Annotated in this window: 10 protein-coding genes, 3 tRNA genes and 1 pseudogene; 11 read left to right on the top strand and 3 right to left on the bottom strand. The window is 50.8% G+C overall.

Annotated elements, in window-relative coordinates; translation table 11 throughout:
- Both NO877_RS19405 and NO877_RS19410 read left to right on the top strand, forming a co-directional pair.
- A pseudogene (locus NO877_RS19405) lies at positions 1-95 on the top strand (IS5/IS1182 family transposase); the annotation flags it as partial.
- A gap of 42 nt (positions 96-137) precedes the next feature.
- Positions 138-1,172 (top strand): PAS domain-containing sensor histidine kinase, encoded by a 1,035-nt coding sequence (locus NO877_RS19410; protein WP_256397954.1) that lies wholly within the window; start codon positions 138-140, stop codon positions 1,170-1,172.
- Positions 1,173-1,686: 514 nt separating this feature from the next.
- Here NO877_RS19410 and NO877_RS19415 read toward each other — a convergent pair.
- On the bottom strand, positions 1,687-5,169 hold the full coding sequence (locus tag NO877_RS19415) for an Eco57I restriction-modification methylase domain-containing protein (RefSeq protein ID WP_256397945.1): 3,483 nt from the start codon (positions 5,167-5,169) through the stop codon (positions 1,687-1,689).
- A gap of 297 nt (positions 5,170-5,466) precedes the next feature.
- Here NO877_RS19415 and NO877_RS19420 point away from each other — a divergent pair, with 297 nt between their 5' ends.
- The 4 genes from NO877_RS19420 (at position 5,467) to NO877_RS19435 (ending at position 8,373) form a co-directional block, all read left to right on the top strand.
- Positions 5,467-6,063, top strand: coding sequence for a tyrosine-type recombinase/integrase (locus NO877_RS19420; protein WP_256397946.1), 597 nt, complete (start codon positions 5,467-5,469; stop codon positions 6,061-6,063).
- 156 nt (positions 6,064-6,219) lie between these two features.
- Positions 6,220-7,140: a helix-turn-helix domain-containing protein gene (locus NO877_RS19425; RefSeq protein WP_256397947.1), complete on the top strand. Its 921-nt coding sequence runs from the start codon at positions 6,220-6,222 to the stop codon at positions 7,138-7,140.
- Positions 7,137-7,949 carry a winged helix-turn-helix transcriptional regulator gene (locus NO877_RS19430; protein WP_256397948.1) on the top strand — a complete coding sequence of 271 codons (813 nt, stop codon included), beginning with the start codon at positions 7,137-7,139 and terminating at the stop codon, positions 7,947-7,949. The genes NO877_RS19425 and NO877_RS19430 overlap by 4 nt, the downstream gene beginning before the upstream one ends.
- 22 nt (positions 7,950-7,971) lie before the next feature.
- Positions 7,972-8,373 carry a hypothetical protein gene (locus NO877_RS19435; protein WP_256397949.1) on the top strand — a complete coding sequence of 134 codons (402 nt, stop codon included), beginning with the start codon at positions 7,972-7,974 and terminating at the stop codon, positions 8,371-8,373.
- A 395-nt stretch (positions 8,374-8,768) separates the two neighbouring features.
- Here NO877_RS19435 and NO877_RS19440 read toward each other — a convergent pair whose 3' ends face one another.
- Both NO877_RS19440 and NO877_RS19445 read right to left on the bottom strand, forming a co-directional pair.
- On the bottom strand, positions 8,769-9,206 hold the full coding sequence (locus NO877_RS19440; protein WP_256397950.1) for a DUF8115 family protein: 438 nt from the start codon (positions 9,204-9,206) through the stop codon (positions 8,769-8,771).
- Complete coding sequence (locus NO877_RS19445) at positions 9,203-10,045, bottom strand: ParA family protein (protein WP_256397951.1); 843 nt, start codon at positions 10,043-10,045, stop codon at positions 9,203-9,205. The genes NO877_RS19440 and NO877_RS19445 overlap by 4 nt, the downstream gene beginning before the upstream one ends.
- 593 nt (positions 10,046-10,638) lie before the next feature.
- Between NO877_RS19445 and NO877_RS19450 the strand changes: the two genes are divergently transcribed.
- The 5 genes from NO877_RS19450 to NO877_RS19470 all read left to right on the top strand — a co-directional run bounded on the left by NO877_RS19450 (position 10,639) and on the right by NO877_RS19470 (position 13,276).
- Positions 10,639-10,714: transfer RNA gene (locus NO877_RS19450), tRNA-Gln, on the top strand.
- A gap of 257 nt (positions 10,715-10,971) precedes the next feature.
- Positions 10,972-11,059, top strand: a tRNA-Ser gene (locus NO877_RS19455).
- 89 nt (positions 11,060-11,148) lie between these two features.
- Positions 11,149-11,234, top strand: a tRNA-Ser gene (locus tag NO877_RS19460).
- Positions 11,235-11,462: 228 nt separating this feature from the next.
- Positions 11,463-11,765 (top strand): hypothetical protein, encoded by a 303-nt coding sequence (locus NO877_RS19465; RefSeq protein WP_256397952.1) that lies wholly within the window; start codon positions 11,463-11,465, stop codon positions 11,763-11,765.
- Positions 11,766-11,830: 65 nt separating this feature from the next.
- Positions 11,831-13,276 (top strand): RtcB family protein, encoded by a 1,446-nt coding sequence (locus NO877_RS19470; protein ID WP_256397953.1) that lies wholly within the window; start codon positions 11,831-11,833, stop codon positions 13,274-13,276.
- Positions 13,277-13,355: the final 79 nt, after the last annotated feature.

The raw sequence follows: 13,355 nt of genomic DNA on the forward strand, positions 1-13,355 counted from the left end.
GCTTCGCCGTGCGAGCGCGTTCCTGGTTCCGTGAGTTCCGCGAAATCGCGCTGATGTGTGCCGTCTATAACATCAAACGCTTCGTCAAACAGTGAAATCCTACGCTGTATGGCGATTCAACACAGCCCAACGAAGAGATTACAGATCTCAGAAGCTCCCAAGAGCGACTCAAACAGCAACGAGATCGGCTTGCTGGTCTACTCGATGCGATTCCTGTACCAACCGTTCTTGTGGAGTTCGACAAGGGTGAGCCGATTGTAAAACTGCCAAATCAACAGTTTAAGCAAACGTTCAGACTCACTGGCCAAGAATTGGGCGGTTCGTCACTTGATAAATTAATTGTTGAGAGTGCCGAATACGGCCAAGTACACGGGATCAACAATCAGTTACAACAAGGTGAACCGGTTTGTCAAGAAGTAGAACGACGAACTGGTGATGGAGAACTGCGGACTTTCTTGCTCAATGGGTCACCGCTTATCGATGGTGGTGACGAGATTTTAGCAACCTACATTGATATTACTGATCGGAAACTGATGGAAGAAGAACTCAGGCGGAAAACAGATGAACTCGAAGACTTTGCAAACGTCGTAAGTCATGATCTCCGCAATCCATTAAACGTGGCGATAGGGCATCTGGATACTATTGCAGATAAATATGATGATCAATGTATTGAGACAATTCGAAGCGCCCACATGAGGATGCAGGAGTTGATCGAGAATATCCTGATGCTGGCGAAGCAAGGACAGAGGATCGAAGAGTTAGAGTCCGTGTCACTCACAAATTGTGTGAATGAGTGCTGGATCACAGCCGAAACAGAAAACGCAACCCTTCAGATCGAGAGTTCTCGGACAATCCACGCTGACGGGAATCGACTTCGCCAGTTGTTCGGGAATCTGCTCCGTAATGCTATCGAACACGGCGGGGACGACGTAACGGTTACGGTTGGAGATCTCGATGATGGATTTTATATCGAAGACGATGGTCCTGGAATCCCCGAGGAAGACCGCACTGATGTCTTCGAGGCTGGGCATACGACCACGGAAGTCGGAACGGGATTTGGCCTATCAATAGTAAAAGAAATTGTTGAGGCACATGGTTGGTGTATTACTGTGACCGATGGTTGGGAAGGCGGAGCACGATTCGAAATCACTGGTGTTGAGATTTTGGAATAGAGCCGCCTATTGCCAAATTCGGTACTTCCCAACCGGTCTGAGAGCAGTAGCTAAAACGTAGCTCTCATCAAGAAAATGTCTGGTTGAGTGAATGTGTTCAAAATTCCACAACCAGACGGTTGTCTTTCAGCTACAGACGTGAAAGAACTAGCGAAAGATGTTATTCGACAGCTCTCGTCTCTGGCGGCTGTATGATCTCTCCCAAGTTTGTTCTCTTGATCTGTGAACGCTATTTGATACTTCACAACCAACCACGAAGCGTTTGATCCAATGGAGCGTGACTCAGCACAGCTCACGAAACATCGTTCGGGAAGTACTGAATTTTGTCGCTTCTCGGCATGGTGGTTCCATTGAGAGTCATACTGTAGTGTTAGCGCAATGACCGCGTGATTGAGATGAGACTATTCACGTGATCGGTTTACCGTATAACTCGATTACTTTCTAATATGCCAACGAGACTTAGACAGATTCTCCGACTTACATTTTGAAGTCGGTTACAGTATGCCTTCTATTGTTAATTGTCCGCAGCTTCTGCATCTATGTACGAGCTGAGTTCCTCTGAGTCGCCACCCTTACGACCGTACTCTGAATTGTAGTCTTTTAGGTATTCGACAACATCCTCATCGAATCCATACAATTCGCCAAACAAATCATCGATACGGTTGATGATGGGTTTCAATGCAGGCATATCGAATTGGTCTCGTGAACCTCCACTATGTACTTCCTGCATTCCATTCCACAGTTCATCCGCTAGTTGATTTATTTCGTTTGCGTTCTCTTCAAGTGTCTCTTGTTCAGGGATGGGGAACCTAGTGATATGTCCTGTGTTGAGAACATAGAAGAACCCATAAATGACCCAATAGACATAGAACGTCGACGAATTTACAATTAGAAAGACGATATTCTGTGTGAGTTCGTCGTCAAAATACAAGTCGTCGATTGTGGTCGCATCTTCACCATGAATATTCTGCGGAACAGCGTTCAACCAGTATCCACCTCCGCGACGACGGTAGATAACATTCGACGTTTCTTCGTCAACTTCGACGTCTGCGATAATTCTATCAGATTTGCTCTTGAGGCTATTAAGAAATGAAATATTGATGTCTGTACCTATCTTCGGAATCACCTCGTAATCTGTATCTGCGGAGCCACCAATACGGTCTCGTAATTCGTATCCTTCAACACTCTTGAACGAGATATTGTTAAATATCTCTTGACGGTTTTCTTTGTTGAATTGCAGAAATTGTGAGGTTCTAATCGTTCCGACACCATCCATATCTGTCCGTTGTCCGGTCATAATTGCTACGCGGACAATTGCATTTGGAAATACCTGCTGGGGACGATGAGCGAAACACGCGATATCCAATTGTCTGAACTGGCTACGTAGGATATCACGCAACTTCTTCAGATTCGACCGGTAAATGAGTTTTAATGTAGTAATATTCCCAAAGTACCCTGTATTCGAGAGAAGCTGGATCTGCCGCTCAACGAAGTGAGCAGCAATGTCTTGCATACCTCCAGTTTTGAACCCATCTGTTAATAATTGATCCGCGTCACCCATAATATCGCCATAGGGTGGATTGCCGACGACGATGTCGAATTCGACATCGTGACCTCCCTCTTCACTTTCGGCAGCGACTTCAGGGAATTCTGCGATCCAGTGGAAGGGATCACCAAGAATTTGGTCAAGATCGTATTTAACTGGTTGTCTCTCTACCTCAGAGAATACAAATCCGTCTTCAAATAACTCTGTTAGTTCCTCGACGATCTCGTCACGAACACTAGCATGTGACCGAGTGCTTCTTCCGTCTACTTCCTTCAAATCCTCATGTCGATTCTGTATATTCATCCGCGCAGAGTATTTATATGTCCGACATCCTATTGATTCGAGACGTTCTTCCTGGCTGCCGGTCAGTGGTTCACCATCTTCACGTCGGATCTGAATCGACTCGATTGTTGGATGCAGTGTACTGCCTTGAATGCTATCGACGACATTCAACCATTCTTTTGCCGTCTCGATTTTAGATTCGTAGGTGTGCGTGAGCCGTTTTAAGTATTCCTCGTCGAGGTCCTCTCGAATGTCGTTGAGTGCGTCGAGCACTTCTGATTTCTCCATTTCCTCATCTTCATTCTTGTACTGCTGGCGAAGATCGACTAGCTCATCAAGATTGTCGTCCCACACATCTGCCTGTATCTGCCCTTCCTCTCTGACTGGCAGGCCAACGAGACTATTCCCAGCAACGACGTTCAATTCAATGTTGGGGAGGCGACCGAACTCTTCGCGCCACTCGTCTTCGATAATTTTCAGCCAGACACGTAATCGGGCTATTTCTACACCGATGGGGTCTACATCGACGCCGTAGATGCTATTCAGTGCAAGTTGCTTTTTTGACTCGTAGTCCTCTTCTGCACTTGGCGCATCCCCATAATTCAGTCCGCGGAGTAAACCTCGCCGAACCCGATGAATTTCCTCCATGGCAGTCGTGAGGAAATGCCCAGAACCACACGCAGGGTCAACAACACGCAGCTCACCGAGATTATCGTAGGCACGTTGCGTTGCTTCGGGGTCACCGAACCACCCTTGGCCTTCCTCTACCTTCTGCAAGATCTCACCAAGCGAGTACGATTCCATCTGTTGCCTGACTGAGTCGTCATAGTCTTCGGCGAACGCACCGACGACTACTTCTTTTACTTTTGGGTCAACTGCCTTCTCAGTGATATGGTCTGTCACATCACCTGGTGTGTAGTATGCGCCGATATCTTTCTGTGAGCCGAACTCCCCACCGATGTGGTTAATCGTCATCTCGAACACGCTACCGAGAATTGCGGGATCGAGCGCCCCATCAGGATCCGATAACCGTTCTCCTTCCACGACTTCTCGGATGATATCTGGAAGCGTACGGTCTTCTAGTCGATAGTTACCTTCGTTGTCTACGTTCGGTCTGAATAGTCCGCCGTTCAGGTACGGGATGTCGTTGAACCAGCCGGTTTGGTGTTTGGATTCCCGCTCGCCACGACGCCGATTAAATAGATCGTAGAACAGCGGTTTGATTTGCGTCTCATAGAAGTTCCCTGCGAACTGCTCACCGTTCTCTTCGTACGCTGTTACACGGTCAATTAGCGTTCCTTTCGGAACCACATCCTTCTTTTCTAAGAATTTGATGAACAGCAGCCGGTTCATCAGAGTGACTGCGAACCGACGCTGTTCGTGGTCAGTTGCCCCGTCAGGCGCACGAATATCGTCCATGAGGCACGTCGACTCGTCGTACTCCTCCGACTCTCCAAACAGATATTCAATGTACAGTTGGTAGAACTCTTCGACATCCTGCTGTCGACTGTCTCGAAGTTCCTGTGGCGCGGTTTGTGTAACGAATTGCTCAAACGCGTCGTGTTCAAATAGATCTGTGAACCTCTTAATTTCTTCAGCTATTTCTACGTCATTTAGTGTGGTTGCTGCAATATACGACTTCTTCTGTGCAATCTCGCATAGAAGATCGCGCAAATTAACTCGACGGACAATCGGGAACTCCGTCGTGTCACCACCCTGTTCAACACGGTACACCCGCCAACAAAACCCGTCTGTAGCGATAGCGTAGTCTGCCCCAATAGACCGCCGATCAAGGTAATCCAGTACTTGCCGGTGAGATTCTTCGATATTGTTCGGAGCTTTGTTTTCCCCAATTGTGTATTCCGTGATGTCATTCAGCTCAAAATCAGGCCAGACGATGTCTCGTGTGCTGTCACCACCACCACCACCTCCGTAGGGCTCTTCAGTGTACGATAACCCCATTGCATCGAGCAACGGGTGGATTAGATTGTTTTGGACGTGCGTCTCAGGTTTCGACCCGAGGTCTCGACTCGTCAGGTCGTCTTTTTCTCCGTGCAGGACACTTTCAAGATCGTGCGTCGAGAGTCGGGCATTTAGTTCATCGACATATTCTTCAACAACATCATGAACATGGTGTTCGATTTCGGATAGGGATTCAACAGTGGACATGTAGTTCCTCTTGGCTCGTCGAAAGTTGTCGAATCGATGCGAGCACTCAGTTATCTGGGTTTTCTCATGTGATAATTTAAACTCTGTCGATGGGTTACAGCGGAACACTCGTATCATATACAAAAGAGACGCCTGTCTCAGATTGAGATAGTTCCGAGCAAGATGAATATAAATAGTACCGTTGTAATGATCGGGTTATGTGATTACTCGATTGAACTTCCGTAATTCAACCGCTATGTAATCTCTTCAGCGGATCGGCAAACCGCTTTATGATCGAAAACTCCTATCTATCTGTTCATGGTTCGAATCGATGACTCTGATCCAGTCGTCAAATGCTGGCTATCACCCCAAGAGATAGATCGTCTTGAACAGACTGCTGGAGATGAAGGATGGGAACGAGAGATCGCCATACAACTCATGGGGAGATGCGGTCTCCGTGTCAGTGAAGTCTCGTATCCGAGCACTGAAGAGCTCAGGTGGTCGAAAAACGGCGGAATCTGGCTCTTCGAAGTTCAGGGTAAGAATACCAAAGGTGGTGGTCGGAAGACCCGAGACGCGTGGATGCCAGAAACCGTAGCTGACGATATCCACAAGTATACTCGTGAGCGCAAGCTCTCCGAGTCAGCCCTATGGGTCGATGCCTCCACACCATCAGTCCGGCGCTGGGTGAAGGAAGCAACACAGGCAATTGCTGATGAAACTGGGAATGATCGATGGGAGTCCGTCTCCTCACACGATCTCCGCCGCAGTTGGGCAACTTACCACCTCGTCGAACGCCAAGTCGACGTCCGCACCATGATGGCTATCGGTGGCTGGAGTGATTATTCTGCTATTGAGCCATATCTTACTGAGCCAACTGAAAGGCGGATTGGTGAAGCGATGCGGTCTAACTGAGGTGAATACCTTGTTCTCCTTCCATCGGAGCGATAGCCTATTTTGATTTAGCCTAACTTGGGATTGGCAATATACCGTTATTGTCGAGCAACACAAACAGCATCTTGTTGCGTAACTACGAACTTATTTATATTCAGTTCGAACTATTGCAACACTGTGTACTCTGAGGCGGAACTCCAGGTGCTTGCAACACTCAAGAGCGACTCATCAATCTCGGAACTCGCTGACGACCTCAATCGAAGTGTGAACTACGCCTCCGAGCTGGTTGAGCGAGTGGAATCAAAAGGCCTCGTCAGTACCCACCGGTCTGGGAAGACGAAACGAGTACAACGGTCGGATGCGAAGGCTGTCGAACTGTTCGATACGTTCGTCCAGCAGTATTCACACATTCCGTTTCCCGAACTACTCGATGGTGCGACGCTTCGTGTGCTCTATCATCTCGATACACCCAGATCCGCGACTGACCTCGCTGATCTAGTTGACGTGCATCGGAGTACGGTTCACAGAGCGCTATCGCCACTACATGATCGTGGGATCATCTACAAATCCGATGGACGGTACGTGATCAACGACGAGTTCGAAGGCCTAGTCGCGCTGGCACAGGAGTTTGTCCACCTTCGGAACCGTACTCGTGTCGAAGAGTACGTCGACTCGTACACGATCCTGTGGGAGTCGCCCAACGAGTTCCTCGTCCAGACCGACGATGAGATCGAGTCAGATATGTTCGTTACCACGGGGCCGGAACGGTTCCAGACGTTCGACCTCCCCCTGCTCGCACGGCAACGGCGGTACTACCTGTATTCGCCGTCGAAAGACAATATTTCAGCAGCCGAGTTGTGTTGCCATATGCTCGTTATTGACGACGGAACCCGAACCCGGTCGTACTGCCTGTTATTGCTGAAAAGCGAGGACATAGATCGAGACCACGTATTAGAGATCGCCGAAACTTATGGCGTCAACACAGTCGTCTCAGGTCTACTCACATACCTCGATACTGAGGGAAGGAATCGAGCCGACCGGTTGCCGACGTGGGACGAGTTCTGTGAACTGGCAGATGAATACGGGGTGACGGTATGAGAGCCCGTTTCGACAGCGAGTACATCGAAGCTGAGCTAAAACGTATCGGGACACAGATCGAGACCCCACTAACAGTCTATCTGATTGGTGGCGGTGCGATGGCGTTTCGAGATCTCAAGAACACCACAAAAGACATCGATCTCATCGTCAACAGCGGAGACGATCTTCAGCAGCTCCAGACAGTTCTCTTGGCAAACAGCTACGAAATCGTCAAAGACCCCGGAGAAGAATACGACGAACTCGGTGCGCAGCGAATTCTCGAAAACGACGACGGATGCCGCATCGACGTGTTCAATCAACAAGTGATCGACAAACTGGTCCTCTCAGATGGAATGCGCCGTCGAAGTGAACGCTATCTCGACTCTAACGAGTTATCTGTTGAACTCGTCAGTGCCGAGGATATCTTCCTATTCAAAGCAGTTGCAGGCCGGACTGACGACATCGAAGATATGTTCGGGCTGATACAGACGGCACTCGATTTCGACGTCATCGAGGACGAACTGGCACAACAGATCGATCTCCTCGGACAGGAATTGTTCGTTTCGTACGTCAACGAAGCACTGTTCGATCTTGAGGAGCAGCACAATATTACGACTCCGTTGACCGAGACTGTCTCCGAGATCACCGAACGCGTGTACCGGGAACTCGAAGTGTTGCAAGTAATCGACGACTCAATTTCACAGTCAGAGTTAGCGGTGACCGTCGATCTCTCGGCTTCGGAACTCGAAGAGGCACTCCGTAGCCTCGAAGCAAAAGGCGTGATAACGGTCGATGATCAGCAGATTACAAAGGAGTCGACGACTCTGTAACGGCTGGAATACTAATTGAACTATGGGACTATTTGATACACTTACGTTCGAGGATGGCCTTGAGATCGAGTTCCCTAACATCGGTGCCGATCCATCTGAGATCACGTGGCAGACGAAATCAATCGCCCGTCACCAGCCGATGCTGGAGAATTACAAGGTAACAGTAGAGGAGCGTCTGTTCAAGGAAGAGGTCAACTATGAAAATGTTCCTGAGGAAGACCGTCCATATTACGATGAAGAAACCGAGGAGTTTGAAAGTCCGCTTATGGAGCTAGCTGGCGGTAGAAGGAAGGTCCATCAGGGTTGGTCAGATATGGAGTATCACGGAATTTTTGAATTTCACAAGACTATCGATGGCGACTACGTCAGCCTTGAAGCGAAGTTCACTGACGGTCAACTGGTAGATATCACACCCAACGACTGAGACCATGTCGAGAGAGAAATTCTTTGAAAATGTTTAGAATCTTGACTAAGTGTCTCTGTTAGTCTTGGAGCGTAGCGACTGCTCTGCCCGTTTCCTCGGCCTCTTGGCTGCGCGACATATTGTACGTCGCGAGCGCTTCGTCAACCGCCTCATCAAGCCTCATTGGTCAACCTGATTCCGACTCTTCTACCATATAAACACTTGCATGGCTTCAGACGAGTATCAAACAGCCTCAGTTCACCTTGATCAGCCAGATTGTGCAGATGTTCTTCCATTTGGTTAGTGAATACCCTACGGCATCTCTCACGTATCCATCTGCTGTATACGATTATTGTATCTGTATACTGTATCCTTATACAGCATCTGTATCGCAGAATAGAATACAGAATCTGCGTCTAGAATTCGGATGCCTGTTTCGTAAGGTGCTGCTGTTTCCCGTCTTTGGCCGACTCGATAACCGACTCGTCGACCTCGCCCAACCCAACCCGAACTAACAGCCGGAGCGCGGTCGCCCGCGTCAGTGATCCAGGATCGCCGTCCCGATCAAGCGTGTTGTGGGCGGCTTCGACGATCTCGGCCAGTTCGCCACTGCGTTCGAGCCCGGTAAATAACGCGGCTAGATCCGTATCGCGAAGCGTCAGATTCGACGGTGTCTCTCCGGCTTCGATCTCGTCGTATACCTCGGCGACCGCCTCAGCGAGGTCGACGGTCTCTTCTGTATCGTCGACGTCAGTGTCGGTCTCATCTCTAGTCGTGGGTGCGTCGGTGTTATGCCGACGTTGGTTTTTTGACTGTGACAGTAGCTCCTCAGCCGTTTTCTCGTCGTCACTCATTGCCGAAGCCTCTCTAGGAGTTTCGTGGTCGCCTCACGGTAGGCCGTACGCGCCTCTTTACCCGTCCCATACAGTTCGTCATCGGCGGCCGCAAACAGCGTCTTGCCTTCGCCTTGGAGGTTGCCGATGTTCTGGGTGTCTTTGATCGGCGTGCTTGTCCGATCGGGGTACTCCTCGGAGAGATACTCGACGAACTCCGAGGACTGATTCGACACTGAGTCGACCATCGTCGGTAAGACCATCGAGACCACGGGCGAGACTTCGCCGTTAGTGTCCAGCTCAAACTCTTCGAGATCGTTTTCGAGGTTCGACAGTTGGTTGCGCTCAAACTCGCCGGGCTTCAGTGGGACAATCGTACGTTCGCTCGCAAACAGGCCATTCAGTACGATGTTGTTCTCGTTGCCAGGGAGGTCCATCAATACGAGATCGTACCGTGGGGCAATCTCCTCGGTCAGAAACTCATCGAGGATCTTGTATCGGTCTTCGAGGTTCACACTAGCAAGGTTGTTGTCGGCACCCGACAGCCCCACATCGGATGGAATCAAGTCGACTCCCTCATCGGTTTTAAAGATCATCCGTTCAACGACGTTCGGAATATTCTCTTGGATGAAATCCCAGTCGTCACCGAAGATCGCACTGATTGGCGCGTCTGGATCGGCCACCTCATCGAGGAGCCCGAAGCTGGCTGCGAGATCGTTCTGTGTGCCTGCAAGGTCAATCAACAGGACATCTAAATCGTGGTCTTGGACCGCCGAAACGCCGAGGTGGGCCGTCGAGGTCGTCTTCCCGACGCCACCCTTGCCGACGTAGACGGATGCGCGCAATAATGTATCTGACATCTGTATACAGATACAAGATACATATCCAGGATACAAATAAGTATGTGACAACTAATTTAATTGACGTGGTCTTTCTACCTCTCTACTAAGCAGATGACGAGTATTGGTATCATACCTGAGATAAGCTTATTATCTTACCACGTTACAGAATATCCGTAGTCGTAAACAGAAATTATACAACGAGGTCGAATATGAAACCAGCACGCCACACATCACGGCTCGCCTCTTCATCACGAGCTGTGGGTGGCGTGTTTGGTGAGCCCCAAAGTATGCAGCGTGGGGCACTCCCGGAAATGAACTGGACTCCGAAACGCGTCTCCGGTCGAAACCTACCTGAGTCTAGTCAACTTCGGACATCTCTGCCCGTATAACTCGGTCCCAACGCGGATTACCCGCCGGGACGGGGGAAGACGGGCACACCGCCTGTGCCACTTGACGATGGATTCGTTCTAACTACCGAGTCCTAGTGGTGCTCGCGGGGTTTTGGCTTCCGCTCATACCACTTCTTGTGAGCGTGCGGTCCCGTCCGCGCTGAGTGGATGGAGATTCGCTGGGTCAAAGAGCTATCTACGCCGTTAGCTGCAGCACTGTGTAGCCCTGGAGTCTCCGCTGGCGAGGGACGCGGGCCTTTGGAGCCCGAGGTCAGGGGTTCGATTCCCCTCAGGGCAATCACCGCGTAGCCGGATATGATCTGTCCGGCTACGCTGGGGATGCTCATCGAGACAGGCAACGAGATCGGCATCGGATATCGACGTCGACCTCTATGCTGCTTGAGCAGTCATCGAACTGCGAATAGTCCAAGACCCCGGAAGGGTCTGCAACCTGTCTGAGCCGATGTGGCATTCCTGGGAGCTCCCCGAAGTACGCCCCTAATAGGACGACGATATCTTGCATTTGGGTCGACGGCTGTCCGTCGACCCAGTTGTGCCACGGACGCCCAGTCTGGTCGGGCACCTCTCTGCTACAGAGGCATCCTCACACGAGGATTCCCCGGTTCGAATCCGGGCCGTGGCGTGTGGTGAGACATGCAGACAGGTGACTGCGCTCGATTTGAAATCGAGAGCCAACTGGCTTCGGAGTTCGACTCTCCGTCTCACCGTCACGGCGGGATTACCCTAGTTTGGTCAAGGGGCCACGTTGGAAACGTGGTGCCCGTGAGGGCACGAGTGTTCAAATCACTCTCCCGCCGTCCTACTAAGCTGACCGAGCCAATCTACGAGAACATACTTCTCGTTGTTTAGCACTGTGATCGACAGGTTGGGCTTAGGAGCAATCTAGGTCTACCGTCTCACGTGAGTTGTGTAGTTTAGGAGATCACGCGGCCTCTGGCCGAGATGAGTGTTCGAATCACTCCTCACGCATTCGAGCGCAGTTCGTGGTATGACTCCCACGAGCCGCTCACAATGGAGGTGAACTAATGGAAATTACTTGCACTGACAAGGACCGAGTATCAACCACAACTGTCGACGTCACGATTCGGATACCTGAGTCGGCAATCGGAGACCTCGTCACCGAAGCCGAGAGACGGCTCGGCGGTGTCGACGGTATTCACGCAGTGAGTGATACTGATGTTCGCGGGATCAACCCACGGATGTCAGCGACGCTCGTGACGATGGTCGCTACTATCGAGTACACCATCACTACCGACAAACTGCGCAATCGAATCGCAGACACAGCCTACATCGATGTCGTCGGCCAGCTGACTGAGTCTCACTTGTGATTCAGCCATGAGCCGACTGCACCGTTCCTGTACAACGACAGAAATCACGACGATTCCCATACACGATGACGATTGAAATACCAGGCGAATACACCACTGCACAAATTTTGGTCGACGACGAAAGTCTCGTCGAGGCCAACTGTATCGAACAGATTCAACAACTGGTCGACCATCCTGCGTTTACCGAACCCATCCGAGTTATGCCCGACACACATGTCGGTTCGGGTGCGCCGATCGGGTTCACAATGCCATTACCAGACCGCGTCGTCCCGAATATCGTTGGCGTCGACGTCGGCTGTGGGATGGCAGCGACCAACCTTGGATCGGAGCTCCCACTTGACGGTACCGAACGTGAACAGCGGGTTCGGAAAGCAGTACCGATGGGCCACGAAGTCCACGATTACGACGATGCTCCACACCTCGTCGATGAATTCCCCTTTGAACAAGCCAATCGCGTGTTCAAGCAGTTCGAGCAGGCCTACGAGAAACAGTTCGGACACGGCATCGATCCCATCGAATTCGAGTTCGACGGCTACGATGGCGAGTACTTCAAATCGCTGTGTCGACGGGTCCTCTCACAGCAGCGTCAATCGATGGGCCACGTGATCAAGAGCGCGGGGACACTTGGTGGAGGAAACCACTTTATCGAGTTCGCCCAGAGCCGCGACTTGGAGGGCTACTGGTTGGTGATTCACAGTGGCTCGCGCTATCTTGGGAAATCCATTGCCGAATACTGGCAACATCGAGCCACGCAGTATCGGCAGGCCGATGCAATTCGCGATGCACTTCCAGAAGAGTACCACGAGTATCTCAAATTCGATCCAGAGACGGTCAGCGATGACGACTTACACAAGTGGGTCACTGGTGGAATGGGTGAATCACACCTCCGAAAGGACAAAATTAGAGAGGATTTCCCAAATGAGGAGGTGGCCGAAGTGTTCGATACCCTTGGTCGTCCGCATGAGGTCGTCGACAACCGAGCGGATGGCCTCGACTGGCTGGATGGTCGTGAGGCTCACGGCTACTATGTCGATATGCTGTTCGCCCAGCAGTACGCTCGCTGGAATCGAGAACTGATGAGCGACGCCATCTGTGAGGCACTCGAAATCGATCCACAGAGTCGGTTTCAGTCGATTCACAACTACATCGACTTTCGCGATCTCACGATTCGGAAAGGAGCAACCCCAGCTCGTAACGGTCAAGAGTTGGTCATCCCGTTCAACATGGCTGAAGGATCGATCCTCGCGCGGGGCAAAGGCACCGAAGAGTTCCACCAGACAGCTCCACACGGTGCCGGACGAGTGATGAGTCGAAGCCAAGCCCACGAAGAAGGATCGATCGAGGAGTTTGAAGAGGCGATGGACGGCGTCTACTCTGAGTCTGTTGTGGAATCAGTCCTGGACGAGGCTCCGATGGCCTACAAGTCTGCCGAGGCAATTGTCGACGCCATCGAGCCAACGGCCGAGATTGTCGACTGGCTCGATGTTGTTCACAATCTGAAAGCGAAATAGAGAGAGATTTTCACCGTATCAAGAAAGGTGCTCCCAGACAGCCGTCGGATCAGTTTCGTTCAATTCGGCATTTGTCTGC

Origin of the sequence: Halohasta litorea (genome assembly GCF_024494645.1) — an archaeon.
GTDB lineage: Archaea > Halobacteriota > Halobacteria > Halobacteriales > Haloferacaceae > Halohasta > Halohasta litorea.